Annotated in this window: 20 protein-coding genes; 6 read left to right on the forward strand and 14 right to left on the reverse strand. The window is 72.7% G+C overall.

All coding sequences use genetic code 11. The annotated features are described in order from the left end of the window. Nucleotides 1–32 precede the first annotated feature (32 nt). The 7 genes from ygfZ to C4U44_RS32005 form a co-directional block, all read right to left on the reverse strand. The gene (gene ygfZ, locus C4U44_RS31975) at nucleotides 33–1,013 is read right to left on the reverse strand and encodes a CAF17-like 4Fe-4S cluster assembly/insertion protein YgfZ (RefSeq protein ID WP_103889558.1); all 981 of its coding nucleotides are present in this window, start codon (nucleotides 1,011–1,013) and stop codon (nucleotides 33–35) included. A gap of 64 nt (nucleotides 1,014–1,077) precedes the next feature. After that, nucleotides 1,078–1,512 (reverse strand): Fur family transcriptional regulator, encoded by a 435-nt coding sequence (locus C4U44_RS31980; protein WP_103889559.1) that lies wholly within the window; start codon nucleotides 1,510–1,512, stop codon nucleotides 1,078–1,080. A 19-nt stretch (nucleotides 1,513–1,531) separates the two neighbouring features. Further along, nucleotides 1,532–2,095, reverse strand: coding sequence for an FABP family protein (locus C4U44_RS31985; protein ID WP_103889560.1), 564 nt, complete (start codon nucleotides 2,093–2,095; stop codon nucleotides 1,532–1,534). Between the two features lie 222 nt (nucleotides 2,096–2,317). Continuing rightward, on the reverse strand, nucleotides 2,318–3,223 hold the full coding sequence (locus C4U44_RS31990) for a hypothetical protein (RefSeq protein WP_235032497.1): 906 nt from the start codon (nucleotides 3,221–3,223) through the stop codon (nucleotides 2,318–2,320). Between the two features lie 44 nt (nucleotides 3,224–3,267). After that, the gene (locus C4U44_RS31995) at nucleotides 3,268–4,203 is read right to left on the reverse strand and encodes a hypothetical protein (protein WP_103889562.1); all 936 of its coding nucleotides are present in this window, start codon (nucleotides 4,201–4,203) and stop codon (nucleotides 3,268–3,270) included. Next, nucleotides 4,200–4,970, reverse strand: a complete 771-nt coding sequence (locus C4U44_RS32000; RefSeq protein ID WP_103889563.1) for a hypothetical protein — start codon at nucleotides 4,968–4,970, stop codon at nucleotides 4,200–4,202. The genes C4U44_RS31995 and C4U44_RS32000 overlap by 4 nt, the downstream gene beginning before the upstream one ends. Nucleotides 4,971–5,132: 162 nt before the next feature. Beyond that, nucleotides 5,133–5,834, reverse strand: coding sequence for a hypothetical protein (locus C4U44_RS32005; protein WP_103889564.1), 702 nt, complete (start codon nucleotides 5,832–5,834; stop codon nucleotides 5,133–5,135). A gap of 129 nt (nucleotides 5,835–5,963) precedes the next feature. Between C4U44_RS32005 and C4U44_RS32010 the strand changes: the two genes are divergently transcribed. After that, nucleotides 5,964–6,326 (forward strand): DsrE family protein, encoded by a 363-nt coding sequence (locus C4U44_RS32010; protein WP_103889565.1) that lies wholly within the window; start codon nucleotides 5,964–5,966, stop codon nucleotides 6,324–6,326. Nucleotides 6,327–6,455: 129 nt separating this feature from the next. Here the strand turns inward: C4U44_RS32010 and C4U44_RS32015 are convergent, their stop codons facing one another. The 7 genes from C4U44_RS32015 to C4U44_RS32045 all read right to left on the reverse strand — a co-directional run bounded on the left by C4U44_RS32015 (nucleotide 6,456) and on the right by C4U44_RS32045 (nucleotide 12,173). Next, the gene (locus C4U44_RS32015) at nucleotides 6,456–6,800 is read right to left on the reverse strand and encodes a DUF3099 domain-containing protein (RefSeq protein ID WP_103889566.1); all 345 of its coding nucleotides are present in this window, start codon (nucleotides 6,798–6,800) and stop codon (nucleotides 6,456–6,458) included. A 129-nt stretch (nucleotides 6,801–6,929) separates the two neighbouring features. Further along, nucleotides 6,930–7,220 carry a DUF1416 domain-containing protein gene (locus C4U44_RS32020; RefSeq protein ID WP_103889567.1) on the reverse strand — a complete coding sequence of 97 codons (291 nt, stop codon included), beginning with the start codon at nucleotides 7,218–7,220 and terminating at the stop codon, nucleotides 6,930–6,932. A 38-nt stretch (nucleotides 7,221–7,258) separates the two neighbouring features. Beyond that, nucleotides 7,259–8,095 carry a sulfurtransferase gene (locus C4U44_RS32025; RefSeq protein ID WP_103889568.1) on the reverse strand — a complete coding sequence of 279 codons (837 nt, stop codon included), beginning with the start codon at nucleotides 8,093–8,095 and terminating at the stop codon, nucleotides 7,259–7,261. Nucleotides 8,096–8,526: 431 nt separating this feature from the next. After that, nucleotides 8,527–9,234 (reverse strand): LmeA family phospholipid-binding protein, encoded by a 708-nt coding sequence (locus C4U44_RS32030; RefSeq protein WP_103889569.1) that lies wholly within the window; start codon nucleotides 9,232–9,234, stop codon nucleotides 8,527–8,529. Between the two features lie 113 nt (nucleotides 9,235–9,347). Next, complete coding sequence (locus tag C4U44_RS32035; protein WP_103889570.1) at nucleotides 9,348–11,021, reverse strand: hypothetical protein; 1,674 nt, start codon at nucleotides 11,019–11,021, stop codon at nucleotides 9,348–9,350. Between the two features lies 1 nt (nucleotide 11,022). Then, on the reverse strand, nucleotides 11,023–11,310 hold the full coding sequence (locus C4U44_RS32040; RefSeq protein ID WP_103889571.1) for a MoaD/ThiS family protein: 288 nt from the start codon (nucleotides 11,308–11,310) through the stop codon (nucleotides 11,023–11,025). Between the two features lie 53 nt (nucleotides 11,311–11,363). Beyond that, entirely contained in the window at nucleotides 11,364–12,173 is an 810-nt protein-coding gene (locus C4U44_RS32045) for an alpha/beta hydrolase family protein (protein ID WP_103889572.1), read from the reverse strand. Between the two features lie 195 nt (nucleotides 12,174–12,368). Here C4U44_RS32045 and C4U44_RS32050 point away from each other — a divergent pair, with 195 nt between their 5' ends. From C4U44_RS32050 to C4U44_RS32070, 5 genes are all read left to right on the forward strand, one after another. Continuing rightward, nucleotides 12,369–13,205, forward strand: a complete 837-nt coding sequence (locus C4U44_RS32050) for a response regulator transcription factor (protein WP_103889573.1) — start codon at nucleotides 12,369–12,371, stop codon at nucleotides 13,203–13,205. Nucleotides 13,206–13,248: 43 nt separating this feature from the next. Further along, a complete protein-coding gene (locus C4U44_RS32055; RefSeq protein ID WP_103889574.1) occupies nucleotides 13,249–14,271 on the forward strand; it encodes a LacI family DNA-binding transcriptional regulator in 1,023 nt (340 codons plus the stop codon). Nucleotides 14,272–14,418: 147 nt separating this feature from the next. After that, nucleotides 14,419–15,660, forward strand: a complete 1,242-nt coding sequence (locus C4U44_RS32060; protein ID WP_103889575.1) for a S1C family serine protease — start codon at nucleotides 14,419–14,421, stop codon at nucleotides 15,658–15,660. Between the two features lie 125 nt (nucleotides 15,661–15,785). Beyond that, nucleotides 15,786–16,529, forward strand: coding sequence for a response regulator transcription factor (locus tag C4U44_RS32065; RefSeq protein ID WP_103889576.1), 744 nt, complete (start codon nucleotides 15,786–15,788; stop codon nucleotides 16,527–16,529). Continuing rightward, complete coding sequence (locus C4U44_RS32070) at nucleotides 16,526–17,983, forward strand: sensor histidine kinase (RefSeq protein ID WP_103889577.1); 1,458 nt, start codon at nucleotides 16,526–16,528, stop codon at nucleotides 17,981–17,983. Before C4U44_RS32065 ends, C4U44_RS32070 begins: the two co-directional genes overlap by 4 nt. The last annotated feature ends 8 nt before the right edge of the window (nucleotides 17,984–17,991 follow it).

The following is a 17,991-nucleotide window of genomic DNA, read 5'->3' on the forward strand; positions in this document are numbered from 1 at the left end:
CACGCCCGCGCGGGCTACGGCTACGGCTACGGCTACGGCGCGACCACGGTCTCCTGTGCCGCCGCCGTCGACTCGTCGGCGATCAGCGTCGCGTTCTCCGGGGTGTTCCGCTTCACCAGGGCGAGGGCGATGGGGCCGAGTTCCCAGTGGCGGGCCGACGAGGTGATGAACCCGACCGCGCGGCCCTCGGCACTGTCGCCGCCCTCCGCGGCGACGCGGACGGGGGCGCCGTGGGCCGGCAGCCGCACCTCGCTGCCGTCGAGGTGGAGGAAGACGAGGCGGCGCGGCGGCCGTCCGAGGTTGTGCACGCGGGCCACCGTCTCCTGGCCGCGGTAGCACCCCTTGTGCAGGTGCACCGCGCTCTCCAGCCAGCCCAGCTCGTGCGGGATCGTCCGGTGGTCGGTCTCCAGGCCGAGCCGCGGCCGGTGCGCCTCGATCCGCAGTGCCTCGTGGGCGAGCACGCCCGCCGCGGGCCCGGCGCCGGCTGTGAAGCCCTCCAGCTGGTCGCGCGGCACGAACACGTCGCGGCCGTAGGAGGTCTCGCGCACCGCCCACTCGACGGGGACCTGGGTGATCGACCCGGCGGGCAGGTGCACGACCGCGTACTGGTCGGTCGCGTCGGCGGCCTCCACCCGGTAGAAGAACTTCATGCTCTCCAGGTAGGCCAGCAGCGCGTCCTGGGTGCCCGGCTCGACGTGTATCCACGTGCTGGAGCCGTCGTCGACCAGGTACAGGGCGTGCTCGATGTGGCCGTGCGCGGAGAGGATCAGCGCCTCGGTGGCCTGGCGCGGCGGGAGCTGCTCGACGTGCTGGGTGAGCAGCAGGTGCAGCCAGGACAGCCGGTCCGCCCCGCTGACGGTCACGACTCCGCGGTGCGACAGGTCCACGAAACCGGATCCGTCCGCGAGCGCGCGCTGCTCGCGGAACAGGTCGCCGTAATGGGCGGCGACGCCTTCGTCAGGGCCTTCTGCGGGGACGGCGCCGGGCAGCGACAGCAAAGGGCTCTTGTTCATGTCAGCAAGCGTACGGCGCCGGCCGTCGGACGCGTCCTTGCGGGCGACGGCCCCACGACGGGCCCTACCCGTCGGAGGCGTCCTTGCGGGTGCACTCCCGGCAGCGACCGAAGATCGCGAAGTGCTTCATGTCCGTCTCGAAGCCGAACTTCGCCCGCAGCTCGTCCTTGAGCGGGCCGGCCAGGGCGACGTCGGCCTCGGTGACCCGCTCGCAGTCGCGGCAGACCAGGTGCATGTGGTCGTAGCGGTCGGCGAGGTGGTAACTGGGCGCGCCGTGCCCGAGGTGGGCGTGGTTGACCAGGCCGAGTTCCTCCAGCAGCTCCAGGGTCCGGTAGACCGTGGAGATGTTGATCCCGGAGGCGGTCTTGCGCACCTCGCACAGGATGCCCTCGGGCGTCGCGTGGTCGAGGGTGTCGACGGCTTCCAGGACCAGCTCGCGCTGCGGTGTCAGCCGGTACCCGCGCTGCCGCAGATCGCTCTTCCAGTCGGTGCTCGCCACTCGCCCAGTGTAGGGACGCCTACTTGAAGAAGGCGATCCCGTCGTCCGGGAGGTCCTTCAGATCGGCGGCCCACTCCTTGGGGTCCACCACCTTCTTCAGGTGCGCGGACATGTACGCGCGCAGCGGCACCTCGGGGGTGGCCTTCTCGCCGACCCACATCAGGTCGCTGTTGACGTACCCGTACAGCCGCTTGCCGCCGCTGTACTCGGGGGCGACCGGCAGCCGCGCCACCGCGTCCGTGACCAGGTCGATCTGCGGCTTGCCCTCGGCCAGCTCGCCGGTCCAGATCTCCACCACGCCCTCGTCGCGGGTGGTGGTCACGTCGACCTTGCGCTCGGCGTCGATCCGCCAGTAGCCGGTCTCCGACTCCAGCGGCCGGACCTTGCGGCCTTCCTCGTCCAGCACCCAGGTGTGCGAGGTGTACTCCAGGAACGGCCGGCCGTCGTGGGTGAAGGAGACCTCCTGGCCGAAGTTGCACTTCTCGGCGCCCGGGAAGTCGTGCACGCCCGCGCCCGTCCAGCGACCGAGCAGGAACGCCAGGGGCACCAGGTCGGGGTGCAGGTCGGAGGGGATCTCGATCATGTCAGCGCTGACCCTGGTACAGCTTCTTGACCGCGTAGAGCGCGAACGCCGCGACGCCCAGGCAGACCAGGACGAGCAGGGCGTCGAAGTAGTACTGGATTTCCACGGACGGGCTCCTCGGGCGGCAGACGGTGCGGGACCGCGCACGGGTACGGCACGGGCCGTACCGAAGTCTAGTGCGCGGCCCCGCCGCGGTCGCGACCAGGCCGTCCGCCGTGCGGCTCAGCCCAGCAGCTGGGCCTGCAGCCGCACCGTCTGGTCGAACGGCACCTCGGCCACCGAGCCCTTCCGGGTCTGCACCACCAGGGCCAGGGTGTCGCCCGAGGAGAGGTACGCGTACCGGGCGGCGGTGGCCCCGTAGGGCTTCGTCTCCTTCATGGCCAGCGCGTTGATGTCCGCCGGGATCACCGTGGACTCCACCGTGGGGTCGCTGACGACGTCGAGGGCGCCGCTGATCGCGGCGCTCGACATGTCGTCGAAGAAGGCGGCGCGGTAGGGCGCGGTGAGGAACTGGGCCAGGTAGACCTCGGTCCTGGTGCCGTCGGGCATGGTCCAGGCACGGGCGGCGATGTGCCGCAGCCCGTCGTCCCGGCCGGCCAGGCCGGCGTTCTTCGCGAGGTCGGGGAGGCCGAAGTCGTACCGCTTCAGGTAGGTCGCGTACGGCAGCCATCCCGTCGGGCCGGGGAACGAGTGGTCCGACACCGCCTGCTCCGGCAGCGGGAGCAGCAGCGACCGCAGGTCGGCGTAGTGCACGCCGGCCGTGTTGGCCGTGGCCAGCGGGCGCGGCTCGCCCGCGGGCAGCTTGGGCAGCGCGAGCGGCGGGTACGCCCACCGGCCGTCAGCGGGGGTCTTCAGCCCGGGGATCCTCGTCCGCTCCGGCCGTGTCACGGCGTACGTCGCCGCGCCGCCGAGCACGGCGAACACCAGCACGGCGGCGGTCCAGCGGGCGGCGGCGCGCAGCCTGCGCCGGGCCGGCCGGGGCGGTGGCGGCGCGTCCAGCTGCGCCACCGGAATACCGCCGGGGTACGCCTCGGGTCCCGGCACGTGCCAGTCCGCCGGCTCCGCGAGCGGGGCGGCGGGAAGGGGCGGGGCGGGAGGCGCCGCGGGGGCGGGCCGGACGGGATCCACGGGTGGAACCGGATCTGCGGGCGCCTGGGGTGTCGTGTCGGTCATCAGACTGCCTCTCCGGGGTCCTTGATCCGGTCGAGCTGCCTGCTCAGCAGCCCCGCCGCCGTGGTCTTGTCCAGAGGCCGGGTGCCTTCGACCGTCATCGTCACCATCAGGTCGCCCTCGGTGGCCTGGCAGGTCATCGTGTCGAGCTTGTCGCCCGGCTCGGCGGGCGGCAGCACGCAGGTGGCCTTCGGGTAGCCCTTGACCTTCGGACCGGTGCGGAAGACGCCCATCGCCTTGGTGAAGGCGCTGAAGTAGTCGGTCTGGGCCCGCGCCGCCTCCTTGTTCTTCATCTGCACGATCCGGATCTGGACCACGAGCTCCCCGGCAGCCTCGGTGTACGTGCGCATGCCCGCGCCCTCGATGTGGAGGTCGTCCACGGCCGCGCCCACCGTCTTGCGCTCCTTGGCGGACATGCCCTTCTCGTCGCCCAGCACCAGCGCCCGCGCCTGCTCGGCGTCCAGCGTGACGTCGTTGCCGTACTGGTCCACGTCGGGGCCGGGTGAGTACCCGGTGGGGATCGGCAGCAGCATCAGCCGCAGGCTGCCGTAGTGACTGCCGCCGGACTTCGCGCCGAACGCCTTGGTGGCGGTCGGCGTCGGCGAGGTCCACGGGGCGGCAGCGGGCTTCGCGTCCGTCCCGCCGTCCTTGTCGTGCAGCACCGCGTAGCCGACGCCGCCGCCGGCGACGACGGCGACCAGCGCGGCGGCCAGGCCGAGCGCGAGGCCGCGCCGGGACCGCGGGGCAACCGGCGGGGCCGGCTCCGCCGGGAAGCCCGGGAAGCCCGGGTAGGCGGGGTACGCAGGGTGCTCCGTGCCCGCGCCGTGCGCGTCGACCGGGAGGGCCGGCGGGGCGGGCGGGGCGGGCGGGAGCGGCGGCGCGACGTCCGGCTCGGCGGGCGGGCCCGACGCGGCCGGCCGGGGGGTCTCGTCGGTCACAGCCGCTCCAGTTGCTTCTCGAGGATCGCCTGGGCCGTCCCGGCCTTCACCGGGTGCAGGGAGTCCACGTAGACCTCGACGTAGATGTTGCCGACCTGCGCGATACCGCGGCCCTGGTAATCGGGCAGGTAGCCCGCCTCCGTGTGCGGTCGGGTCGAACCCCAGACCGTGCCGTGCGTCACGTCGGTGAGGTCGTGCCGGTGGCCGATCCCCTGCACGTCGTTGTCGGCGTTCCGCTCGTCCTCGAAGAACTGCTTCGCGTTGGCGTAGGTGTCGTCGCGGAACTGGGTCAGGGCGACCTGGTAGTAGGTGTGGTGCTTGTCCGTCCAGGCCGCTTCGACGCTGCGCTGGAAGGAGTCGCCGGCCAGGTCGGTGAAGATCCCGGCGGGCTGGGTGTACTCCTCGGCGTAGTCCAGCAGCGAGTTCCAGTCCCGCTCCTCCTCCTTGTCGCCCTTGGGCGTCGGGACGAGCAGCTTGAGCAGGTCGCTCCGGAAGACCACCCCGCCGTCCTGATCGGCCGTCAGCTTCGGTGCCGCCGGGCCGGCTCCCTTCGGCTGGGCCAGCACCGGTCCGGTGAGCGGCGGCAGCGGCGTCGGCCTGCGCTGCTGCTGGATGTGGTAGCCGAGGCCGCCGCCGGCGAGCACGCCGAGCACCGCGGCGGCGGCGATCAGCAGCGTGGTCCTGCCCCGGCGCCGCGGCCGGTACGGCGCGGGTTCGGGTACGGCGTCCGCTGCCGGTGCGGGTTGCGGTTCGGGCTCGGCTGCCAACTCCGGCTCGGTCTCCCGTTCCGGCTCGGGTTCAGGTACCGGAACGGCATCCGGTTCCTGAACGTCATCCGGTTCCGGAACCGGGTCCGGTCTCCGGGCAGGGGTGTCTTCGGACAAGGGGTCACTCACTCCAAGGAAGGTGAACGGGTCGGCGAGCGCGGGTCAGTGACCCGTCTTCAGCCTCTGGTACTGCGCGTCGAGCAGGTGTTGCAGCAGCGTGTGGGAGGGCGTCCGCCCGCCGGTCACGGAGACCGTGATCTGCACGTCGCCCTGGTAGGAGATCGCCAGCAGCGTGTCCGAGGACTCCGCGGAGCCCGACGACAGGTCGTAGCCGCGGGCCGGGTAACTCCCCTGCAGCGGAAGGGTGGTGGCCTGGTAGGAGGAGGCGGAGTAGTACGCGGCCGCCTGGCTCGGCCCGTGCAGGCGGACCAGTTCGACGGTCACCTCGGACACGCCGTCGGCCGTCAGGTAGGTACGCGAGGCCGCCGATCGGAAGCCGTACGTGGTCAGGGCCCGTTGGGCCTGGCTCTCGTCGGCGGAACCCGCGGCCACGTCGGCGGCGGTGTCCGCGCTGCCGGCCGGGTCGCCGTAGACGTCGGCCTGCTCGGGCGGAGGGATCAGGAAGTACCGCAGATCGCCGGTGTGCACACCGTGCGCGACCCGGCCGGCGGCCTTCCCGGCCGCCGGGGACGGGGACGCGGCGGACCCCGGCCCGGACGGTTCGGCGGTTGCGGTCGGCGCGTCCGAACGCGGGGCCGGCGCCGTGGCCGACGGCGTCGCGGCGGCGTCCGCGCCACCCGAGGGCGAGCCGAACGCGATCACCGCGCCGGCTGCCAGCGCCGCCAGCGCGACCAGTCCGGTCACGGCGACGGCAAGTCCCCCACGACGGCGTCCGCCGTCCACGTCTCCCACTTCCAGCCCCCCCGGGCACAACCTGTGTACACGCGATCGATCCGCGCGGACCTGCTTTATATCACCGCTTAGGGTGTTCGTATGACGAATAAACTCGTGATCAAGGTGACGGCGGGGGCGGACGCGCCGGAGCGGTGCTCGCAGGCGTTCACCGTCGCCGCGATCGCTGTGGCCAGCGGCGTGGACGTGTCCTTGTGGCTGACCGGTGAGTCCGCGTGGTTCGCGCTGCCCGGGCGGGCCGCGGAGTTCGAACTCCCGCACTCCGCACCGCTGCCCGAGCTGCTCGACGCGGTGCTGGCCGGCGGCGGCGTCACCCTGTGCACGCAGTGCGCGGCCCGCCGCGACATCACCGAGCACGACGTCATCGATGGCGTACGGATCGCGGGCGCGCAGGTGTTCGTCAGTGAGATCACCAAGGACGGTGTGCAGGCGCTCGTCTACTGACCGTCGCACGCGGCCGGTTGCCGCCCGTGGCGACGCGTGGCCGTCCGTGCCCGGCCGTCCGGACGCCTGGGTGCCGGCGCTGAGCGGCAGGGAGAAGGCGGCACGCAGCAAGGAGGCGCGGAAGGTCGGTCAGTCGCGGCGGTTCCTGCGGTGGCCCTGGTCGAGTTCCGCCCACCAGGCGTCGGACTGCGGATCGCCGCAGCTGCCCTTCGCCCGCTTGTCCGGCTCCGGTGCGGCCTCCTCGGCCTTGCGTTCAGCCTCTCCCGAACCCGGGTCCTTCTCGTCCCACCACCGGTCCTCCGGGCCCTTCCGGTTCGCCACGATCGCCGCGAACGGCGGGATGACCATCGCGAACAGGCACATCCCGATCGCTGCCGGCACCGACCACAGGCGCACGACAGACCACGCCAGGACGAAGAACACTACGCAAGTGCCCATCATGGCGAAGTACCAGTGACGACGACGCGCGTACACACTTCAAGGGTAGGTCGGCCCACCGGGAATGGCACCCGACAGGGTGATGCCGCCGCAGCCCGGCGGGAAGCACGGACGGGCCGCACCCCCTTGCGCGGGGTGCGGCCCGTCCGGGTCCTCGGTGCCGGCTCAGACGGCGATGGCGACCTCGGCGGCGGCGCCCTGCTGGGCCACCACCGTGCGGTCGACCGTGGCGCCCGGGACGAGGGCACGCAGCGTCCAGGTACCGGGAGCCGCGAAGAAGCGGAACTGGCCGGTGGCCGAGGTCGGCACCTCGGCGGTGAACTCGCCGCCACCGTCCAGCAACCGCACGTAACCGCTGACCGGCTCGCCGTCGCGGGTCACCGACCCCTGGATGATCGTCTCTTTCGCCACGTCAACTCCTGCCAGGTCAGGGCCGCCGGTCTTCGCTCCACACATAAGGATCAGTCCTCGCCTCGTCTTGGTCGTGCCCGGTTTCAGTTCGTGCCGAGCTCGATCGGCACGCCGACGAGGGACCCGTACTCGGTCCACGAACCGTCGTAGTTCTTGACGTTGTGCACGCCCAGCAGCTCGTGCAGCACGAACCAGGTGAGCGCGGAGCGCTCGCCGATCCGGCAGTACGCGATGGTGTCCTTGGCGAGGTCGACCTGCTCGTCGGCGTAGAGCTCCTTCAGCTCGTCGTCCGACTTGAAGGTGCCGTCGTCGTTGGCGTTCTTCGACCACGGGATGTTGCGGGCGCTCGGCACGTGGCCGGGACGCTGCGACTGCTCCTGCGGCAGGTGCGCCGGGGCGAGCAGCTTCCCGGAGAACTCGTCGGGCGAGCGCACGTCGACCAGGTTCTGCGCGCCGATCGCGGCCACCACGTCGTCGCGGAAGGCGCGGATCGAGGCGTCCTGGGCCTTGGCGTGGTACGAGGTCGTGGCGCGCACCGGCACCTCGTCGACCAGCTCGCGGGCGTCCAGCTCCCACTTCTTGCGGCCGCCGTCGAGCAGCTTCACCGCGTCGTGGCCGTAGAGCTTGAAGTACCAGTAGGCGTACGACGCGAACCAGTTGTTGTTGCCGCCGTACAGCACCACGGTGTTGTCGTTGGCGATGCCCTTGGCCGACAGCAGCGCCTCGAACCCGGCCTGGTCGACGAAGTCACGGCGCACCGGGTCCTGGAGGTCGGTCTTCCAGTCGATGCGGACCGCGTTCTTGATGTGGTTCTTCTCGTAGGCGGAGGTGTCCTCGTCCACCTCCACGATGACCACGGTGGGGTCGTCGATGTGGGCCTCGACCCAGTCGGCGTCCACCAGGACTTCACTGCGGCTCATGCTGTTCTCCTCCGGGGCAGTACGGAATGCGCGGTGGCGCGGTTGCTTGCGTCGAAGCGCGAAGGCGCGTCGGGAGTGCCTTGCGGCAGGTGGGAGGCGGGCAGGCCGGCTGCGCGGCGGCTGTGCGGCTACTGCGGCACAGCAGGCGGGCGCCCTTCAGGAAAGTCGACAGAGCATGGCGGCCACGCGGCACAGGTCCACTGCCCGCCGCTTTGTGAGGTCCGCCTGTCGCTTCATGAGTACCGATCGTAGGGAAATACCGCGCGAAGTGTCACCGGCGTGTCGAATAGTGAGACCGTATTGTCCGCATGCCGGGACAACGCTCGAGAGGGGCCGCGCGGCACCCCTCGTGACCCCTCGCGCGTGCGTTCGAGCGCCGCGGGCGGGGTACCGGGAGCGGTCGAGGACCGACCGCGGTGGACTGCGGTGTCTCAGCCCGCGAGAACCACGCCGGTCCCGCCGAAGGTGATGGTGATGCCGTCCGGGCCGGTCACCACGTCGGTCAGGCCCAGGCCCTGGGGCAGGTGGGTGAGCTGGGGGGTGAAGTCGATCTGATTGCGGAGCTTGGCCTCCAGGCCGAGCGCGGTGAACGCCTTCGGCAGCCCGTCGGCGTGCAGCTGGATCGTGTTCCGGGGGCTGCCGTCCTTGGGGTCCGCGACGGTGACCTTGCTGAGCACGCTGAGGTGAGTGCCCAGGTAGGAGCCGGTGATGCGGACGGTGTCCTTGGCGCCCCCGCCGGGGTAGGACACGGTGATCCCCTGGGGCGCGGCCTTCGTCAGCTCCGCGTAGCTGATCTTCGCGGTGCCGGTGGCGCGGGCGGCCTTGGCCTGGCTGTAGCCGTTGGAGAGCTTCACGTCGTACAGGTCGGCGTGGAAGTCCTCGACCTGGACGGTCTGGCCGCCGCTGGACGCCGAGACGCCGTCCGCGTTGATCGAGACATGGTCCAGCTTGCGGGAGACGGCCTGGGTGAGGAACGGGAAGCCCTTGATCGACACCTTGGGCTTGTCGGTCAGACCCTCCGACGTCTGGGCCTGGTCGGCGGCCTTGTTCTGCGCGACGTACACGCCGAGCCGGTCGAGGCCGACGAAGAGAGCGCCGAGCACCAGCACCACGATCAGGGTTATTCGTGCCGCTCGCATAGGTTTCTCCCCCGGCTGTTGACCGTTCTACCGTTCGACTCGTCCGCAACGCCTGACGGACGGCGGGGCCCGAACGGTTCCCGCCGGGCGGATCATTTATCTCACGGTGATGATCAGGTCAGCGCGACGCCCAGGGCATAGACGACCGGGGCCGCCGCCGTCAGCGGCAGCGCGACGCCGGCGGTGAAGTGCACGAACCGGGACGGCCAGTCGTAGCTGGCCACCCGCAGGCCGATCAGCGCGCAGGCCCCCGCGGCGGCGGCGAGTAGCACCGCGTGGCCGCTGCCGAAGCCGGTGGCCGGGCCGGTGAGGGCCCCGGTCACGGCGGCGACGACGAGCGCGGCGACCAGCGAGACCGGCTCCCCTCCGGGCAGCCGCACCGCCCGTACCAGCGTCGCGGCGGCCACCGCGATCGTGCCGACGACGACCGGGTCGGTCCCCGCGTGCGAGGTCGCCGTGACGAGGTAGCCGGTCGCCACCACGGTGAGCAGCGTCGACGCGGAGGTGGCGGTGAGCGACGCGAGGCGCTCGTCGGCCGAGCCGTGGTGGCGCAGCTGGAGCACCAGGACGAGCAGCAGCCACACCCCCAGGGTGCCGAGCAGTGCGACCGGGCCGTGGCCACCGCTGACCGCGAGCACCGCGATGTCGGCGGTGACGCCGGACAGGAAGGCCAGCACGATGCCCTGCCGGGCGGGCCACATGCCGTTCAGCCGGAACCAGCCGGCCGCGGTCACCGCCTGGAGCAGCACCAGCACCACCGCCAGGCCGGGTCGGCCGACCGCCGCCCCGCCCGCGAGGAGCAGGCCGAGCGCCGCGGTCAGCCCGGCGGGCTGGATGCCGGGCGGGATGATCGGCGAGCCGGTCCGGTGCGCCGCGCCGGCCGCTTCCTCCTCCAGCTCGACCACCGGAAGCGCGGCGGTCCGCTCGAGCACGGTCTCCGGCTCGGGGCCGGAGTACGCGGGGCCGGGCGCGTGGCCGCCGGGAACCTGTCCCGGGGCGTGCCGGGGTGCGGGCGACGGCTGGCGTCCGTAGCCGGAGCCGACGCCGGCGTCCTGGCCCGGTGCGTATCCGGGCGCGCCGCCGGGCGTGGTGCCCCAGGCCGGGGCGGGAGCCGGCGCCGCCGCCCAGGAGTCGGTGGCCGGCGCGGCGCCGTGCGGCTGCCGCGCGGGGTCCTGCCCGCCCCAGGTGCCGCCGCCCGCGGACGCCCCGAACCCGGTGCCGGGATCGACGTCGGAGGGCAGGTGCGTGGTGAGCGGCTCGGGGACGTACGTGGTCCCGTCGGCGGAGCCGTGGCCGTACGCCTGCTGCGTGCCGCCGTACGCATCGGCGCTCGCGGCGTGGGCCGAGGGATCGGGCTGCTGCGGCTGCGCGAAGCCGTCCTGTGCGTATCCGCCCTGGACGTATGCCCCGTGGTCGTACCCGCCCTGGAATCCGCCCTGGTCCTGGCCGGGCTGCGGGTAGCCGTGCTGGTCGTAGCCGCCCTGGGCGTGGCCGCCTTGCGGGGCGTACCCGGCGTACCCGTCATACCCGTCGGCGGCTCCGGCCTGCCGGTAGCCCTCCTGCGGGTAGCCGCCGGGAGCGGGGTCGGGTGCCGGGGCGCCGCCCCAGCCGCCGGGCGCGGGCGGCGGGTAGCCGTACGACGAGCCGTGGCCGTCGGCCGCCGGACCGGGGTGGCCCTCGACCGGGAAGCCGTCGGCGCCCTGGGCACCGGGAGTGCCGGGGGCGCCGTGCGGGTGGTCCGGGTGGGGGCCGCCGTAGGGCCCGTCGGACGTGGGGAAATCGTTCATCTCATCCTCCGGCGAACGGCGGAAGGACCTCCACCGTGCCGCCGTCTGGCAGGGGGACCGCGGAGTGGTCGCGGGTGCCGACGGGCGTGCCGTCGACCAGGAAGGAGCAGCGCCGCAGCACCCGGGCGAACTCCGGTTCGCGTGCGTGCCGTTCGCGGGCCGCGGCCAGGGCGTCGGCGAGGGTGGCCGCGCGGTACGGCTCCTCCGCCGTGCCCGCGGCGGCCTTCGCGGCGGCCCAGTAGCGGATGGTGCCCGCCGCGGGCGCCACCGCCGTCTCAGGTGCTGCCATCGCTCCCGTCCTCATGTCAGTACGTCGTGCGGGTCCATCATGGCCCGTCCGCGTCAGCTCGCGGGAAAGCGGGCGGTCAGCCACGCGCCGATCCGGTCCAGCAACTCCGGCTCCGCGGCGTTCTCCGCGTGGCCGAAGCCTGGCTCGATCCACAGCTCGGCGCCGCCCGGCCCGGCCGCCTCGGCCAGCGAACGCGGATGGTCCAGGGGGAAGAACGCGTCGCGGTCGCCGTGCACCACCAGCAGCGGCGTCGGCGGGATCAGCGGCACCGCCTGCACCGGGGAGAGCGGCACCGGGTCCCAGCCCCGGGTGTGGATGCGGGTGTGCAGCCCGTAGCGGGAGACCAGCCGCCCCACGGGCCTGGTCACCACCCAGTGCAGCCGCCGCATCGGCGGGGTGCCGCGGTAGTACCAGCGGGCGGGCGAGCTGACCGAGACGACGGCGTCCACGCCGACCAGCGCGGCGTGCCGCAGCACCACCGACCCGCCCATCGAGAAGCCGACCGTGGCGACCTTCTCGTATCCCAGCCGCCGCGCCCACCCCACCGCGGCCTCCAGGTCGAGCACCTCGCGGTCGCCGACCGTGGAGCGGCCACCGGAACCGCCGTGGCCGCGGAAGGAGAAGGTGACCACGCCGCCGTAGGCCGCCAGCCGCCCCGCGGCGCGGCGCAGCGCGGGCCGCTCCAGGGCGCCGGTGAAGCCGTGCGCGACGACGATCGCGAGTCGGCCGGAACCGGACGGCCCGGGAGCGTGCTCGGCCTCCACGGGCACCTGGTCGGAGGTCAACAGGACCGTGCGCCGAACACCCGAAGTGATCACCGAAACACGCGAATGGCTGTCAGTGGTCTCGGCAGGGCTTTCCATGTGGGCTATTGTTCCCTGGAAGAGGACCTGGGCAATGTCGCCCCCGGGTCCTTTCGTGCTTTCCGGCACGCGCAGCGCCTCGCACGGGATCGAGGAGGGATCGGTTTTGAGACAGGTCGGCAGACGCGTCCTGACCTCGCCGCTCCCGTCCCCGCAGGTGTACCGCGGCCGGACGACGACCTACGGGAGCACCCGGTGAGTTCTCTCCTGCTGCTGACCAACGCCCTCCAACCCTCCACCGAGGTGCTGCCCGCCCTCGGTCTCCTGCTGCACAGCGTGCGCGTGGCACCGGCCGAGGGCCCGGCCCTCGTCGACACCCCCGGTGCGGACGTGATCCTCATCGACGGCCGGCGGGACCTGCCGCAGGTGCGCAGCCTGTGCCAGCTGCTGCGTTCCACCGGCCCCGGCTGCCCGCTGATGCTGGTGGTCACCGAGGGGGGCCTGGCCGCGGTCACCGCGGACTGGGGCATCGACGACGTGCTGCTCGACACGGCCGGCCCGGCCGAGGTCGAGGCGCGGCTGCGGCTGGCCATGGGCCGGCAGCAGATCACTGGCGACGACAGCCCGATGGAGATCCGCAACGGCGACCTCTCGGTCGACGAGGCCACGTACAGCGCGAAGCTCAAGGGGCGGGTGCTCGACCTGACCTTCAAGGAGTTCGAGCTGCTGAAGTACCTCGCGCAGCACCCCGGCCGGGTCTTCACCCGCGCCCAGCTCCTCCAGGAGGTGTGGGGGTACGACTACTTCGGCGGCACCCGCACCGTGGACGTGCACGTCAGGCGGCTGCGGGCGAAGCTCGGCGTGGAGCACGAGTCGCTGATCGGCACCGTGCGCAACGTCGGCTACCGGTTCGTCACCCCGGAGAAGCCGGAGAAGCCGGAGGGCGCCGCCAAGGGCGGGCGGACCGAGCCGGCCGGCACGGACGAGCCCGCCGACACGGAGGCCGATCGCGCCGGCAGCGGCCGGTATCCCTCGGAGCACTCCACCGACCGGTATGCGGACGGCCGCAGGTCAGCCGAGCAGACCGTCTGAACTTTTATATGACGGCAGGTTGGACACGCGTAGACTGCGCGTCGTGCCCAAGGTGACGCGTGACGATGTGGCCAGGCTGGCAGGGACCTCGACCGCGGTCGTCAGCTACGTCATCAACAACGGACCCCGGCCGGTCGCACCGGCCACCCGCGAGCGCGTGCTCGCGGCCATCAAGCAGCTCGGCTACCGCCCGGACCGTGTGGCCCAGGCGATGGCCAGCCGCCGCACGGACCTGATCGGCCTGATCGTGCCGGACGCGCGCCAGCCGTTCTTCGCGGAGATGGCACACGCCGTCGAACAGGCCGCGTCCGAGCGCGGCAAGATGGTGCTGGTCGGGAACTCCGACTACCTCGACGACCGCGAGGTGCACTACCTGCGGGCCTTCCTCGGCATGCGGGTGTCGGGCCTCATCCTGATCAGCCAGGGCCCGAGCGAGAACGCGGCCATAGAGATCGACGCCTGGGACGCCCGGGTGGTGCTGCTGCACGAGCGGCCCGAGGCGATCGACGACATCGCGGTGGTCACCGACGACATCGGCGGCGCCCAGCTCGCCACCCGGCACCTGCTGGAGCACGGCTACGACTACGTCGCGTGCCTCGGCGGCACCGAGGTCACCCCCGAGGTGGGCGACCCCGTCACCGACCACGTGGTCGGCTGGCGGCGGGCCATGCAGGAGGCCGGAAAGTCCACCGAGGGCCGGCTGTTCCAGGCCCCGTACAACCGGTACGACGCCTACACCGTCGCGCTCGACCTGCTCGCCGGTCCGGACCGGCCGCCGGCCATCTTCTGCGCGACCGACGACCAGGCGATCGGCGTGCTGCGGGCAGCCCGCGAGCTGCGGATCGACGTCCCCGGCAAACTGGCGGTGGCCGGCTTCGACGACGTCAAGGAGGCCGCGCTCGCCGACCCGCCGCTGACCACGGTGGCCTCCGACCGGCAGGCGATGGCGCGGGCCGCGGTGGACGCGGTGCTCGACGACTCGCTGCGGGTGCCCGGTTCGCGCCGCGAGCGGGTGCGGCAGTTCCCGTCCCGGCTGGTCGTCCGGGCTTCGTGCGGCTGCGGCTGAACCGCCGTACGGGGTAACGGCGTTCGGGCCGGATAAAGCGCGCGCCCGGCCGGCACCGATCTTCCTTATTTCGGGCATACCCACTTCTGTCGGGCTTCTCAGCGTGCACTCAGGAAGCTCTCATGAACCGAGCCCACAGTCATAGACATGACCAGCGAGAGCAACCTCCCCCAGAACTCCGCCTGGGAGGCAACCCCCGGCGGCGAACCCCAGTCTCCGCACGAGCGGCAGTCTCCGCACGAGCAGCAGTCCCCGCTCCGGCCCGACCCGCAGCCGTACCCGTACCCGGGCGCCCACCAGGACCCGTACGCGGTCGGCGAGCCCGGGCACACGGTGATCCAGGGTTCGGTGGTCCCCGCCCCGCCCGAGACGGCGACCGGCGGCGGCTACCCGCCGCCGCCCCCCTACCAGGCCGGTTACGCGGCCGCGGGCGCCTCGCCCGCACCGCACCGGCGGCGCAGGATGAGCCGTCCGTTCGCCCTCGCCGCGGCGGTGGCGCTGGCCGCGGGCGTGATCGGCGGCGGCGCGGGCGCCCTGATCGGGCACGCGACCGACCACTCGAGCAACAGCGTGACGGCGGCAGCCGCGGTCAACGCCTCGGCCGTCGACGGCAGCGTGGCCGGCGTGTACAAGGCGGTCAACCCCAGCGTCGTGGAGATCACCGCGACGCTGAGCGACGGCACCTCGACCGGCGCCGGCATCATCATCACCTCCAACGGCCAGATCGTCACGAACAACCACGTGATCTCGGGCGCCCAGAGCGTCTCCGTCACCTACAGCAGCGGCAAGAAGGCGTCCGCGTCGGTGGTCGGCACCGACGCCAAGAAGGACCTCGCGCTGATCAAGGTGAACGGCGCGAGCGGGCTGCCCGCGGCGGTCCTCGGCGACTCCTCCGGGCTCGCGGTCGGCGACCAGGTCGTCGCGATCGGCTCGCCCGAGGGCCTCAGCGACACCGTGACCAGCGGCATCGTCTCCGCGCTCAACCGCGACGTGACCGTGCCGGTCGAGGAGGAGCAGCAGCAGAGCCAGGATCAGGGCGGGCAGGGCTTCGGCGGCGGCAGCGGCGGCCTCGGTGGCGGCAGCGGCAGCGGTGGCAGCGACCAGTGGCCGTTCTCCTTCGGCGGCAACCAGTACAACGGGAGCACCGGCAGCTCCACCACCACGTACAAGGCGATCCAGACCGACGCCTCGCTCAACCCGGGCAACTCCGGCGGCGCGCTGATCAACATGAGCGGGCAGATCGTCGGCATCAACTCGGCGATGTACTCCGGCTCCTCCGACAGCAGCTCCAGCTCCGACGCGGGCAGCGTGGGCCTCGGCTTCGCCATCCCGATCAACACGGTCAAGTCCGACCTGTCCTACCTGCAGTCCGGTGGGGACCAGAAGTAGGGGGTGGCCGCCCCCGGAGAAGAAGTGCGGCTCCCTTCACGGAAGGACGGCGACGGCGTGCCGTCCTTCCGGGGGGACGTGCGAGGCTGGACACGTCACGGAAGGGTCTGCGAGGTAGGAAACGCATGAGCAACGGGGACAGCGGCGAGGCGCCCGCACGAGTTCTGATCGTGGACGACGAGCCGGCCGTGCGGGAGGCGCTGCGGCGCACCCTCGCGTTCGAGGGGTACGACACCGCGCTCGCGGCCGACGGCCTGGCCGCCCTGGAGCAGACGGAGAGCTACCGGCCGGACGCGATCGTGCTGGACGTGCTGATGCCGCGGATGGACGGCCTGACCACGGCGCGGCGGCTGCGGTCCACCGGCGTCACCACGCCGATCCTGATGCTGACCGCGCGGGACACCGTGGGCGACCGGGTCACCGGCCTGGACGCCGGCGCCGACGACTACCTCGTCAAACCGTTCGAGCTGGACGAGTTGCTCGCCCGGCTGCGCGCCCTGCTGCGCCGCAGTTCCTACGCGACCGCGCACGGCCAGGCCGACGACGAGGCGGCGCGCGCCCTGACCTTCGCCGACCTGCGGATGGACACCACCACCCGCGAGGTCACCCGGGCCGGCCGGCCGGTGGAACTGACCCGCACCGAGTACACGCTGCTGGAGCTGTTCCTGACCCACCCGCGCCAGGTGCTCACCCGGGAACAGATCCTCAAGTCCGTGTGGGGCTTCGACTTCGAGCCCTCCTCCAACTCGCTCGACGTGTACGTGATGTACCTGCGGCGCAAGACCGAGGCGGGCGGCATGCCGCGCGTGGTGCACACCGTGCGCGGCGTCGGCTACGTGCTGCGCGCCCCCGACGGCGGGCGCGCGTGAACCGCCTTCCCCTGCGCTCCCGGCTCACCATCCTCACGGCGGCCGCGGTGCTGGTCGCGGTGGCGCTGGCCGCGCTGGCGTGCTGGCTGATCACGCGGAACGAACTGAACTCGCAGCTGGACAAGTCCCTCAGCCAGGGCCTGGCGGACGCGAAGCAGCAGCTCCAGCGGGCCAGCCGGCTCCCGGGCTTCTCCTGCGAGTCGCAAGCGCTGGACAACGGCCAGTACAACATCAACCCGTCGAACGTGTCCGCGCAGATCGTCCTGCCCGACGGCAGGACCTGCCTGATCACCGGTACCAAGACGTTCACGACGACCCAGGCGGACCGCGAGGTCGCGACCGATCCGCGGCAGCACTCCGTGACGCACACCGTACACAGCAACGGCACGACGCTGCGGGTCTACACGGTGAACCCTGACGCCACCATCAGCATCGGGGGGCAGACCCAGCCGATCGCGCTGTCCGTCGCGCGCCCGCTGAGCGTCGTCACCGACCCGCTCACCACCCTCGCCTGGGTCCTGCTCGCGGTCACCGGGATCGGCGCCATCGGCGCGGCCAGCGCGGGCCTGCTCATCGCGCAGGCCGGGCTGCGGCCGGTGGACACCCTCACCCAGACCGTCGAGCACATCGCGCGCACCGAGGACCTGAACGTGCGCATTCCGGTCGAGGGGCAGGACGAGATCGCCCGGCTGTCCGCGTCGTTCAACTCGATGACCGCCGCGCTGGCGTCCTCCCGGGACCGGCAGCAGCAGCTCATCGCGGACGCGGGGCACGAGCTGCGCACGCCGCTGACCAGCCTGCGGACGAACATCGAGCTGCTGGAGCGCAGCGAGGCGACCGGGCGGGCGATCCCGCCGGACGACCGCCGGGCGCTGCTGGCGTCGGTGAAGGCGCAGATGACCGAGCTCGCGGCGCTGATCGGGGACCTCCAGGAGCTGTCCCGGCCGGACACCGGCCCGGCGCTCCAGGTGGTGGCGCTGCACGAGGTGACGGAGACCGCGCTGCGCCGGGCCCGGCTGCGCGGCCCCGACCTGGAGATCAGCGCCCACGTGGCGCCGTGGTACGTCCGCTCGGAGGCGGCGGGCCTGGAGCGGGCGATCGTGAACCTGATGGACAACGCGGTGAAGTTCTCCCCTCCCGGCGGCGAGATCGAGGTCCGGCTGCGCGGGGGGCTGCTCACCGTGCGGGACCACGGACCGGGCATCCCGGAGGAGGATCTGCCGCACGTCTTCGAGCGGTTCTGGCGCTCGCCGTCCGCGCGGTCGCTGCCGGGCAGCGGGCTCGGGCTGGCGATCGTGGCCCGTACCGCTCAGCAGGCCGGCGGCGAGGTCTCGCTCTCCCCGGCCCCGGGCGGCGGCACCCTGGCGGCGCTGCGGCTGCCGGGCGCGGCGACGGCCCCGCCGGAGACGCCCCCCGACATGCCGCCCACCGCACCGCCGCCGCCGGCCGCCTGAGGCGGCGG

This window comes from Actinacidiphila yanglinensis (genome assembly GCF_900107965.1).
Classification (GTDB): domain Bacteria; phylum Actinomycetota; class Actinomycetes; order Streptomycetales; family Streptomycetaceae; genus Actinacidiphila; species Actinacidiphila yanglinensis.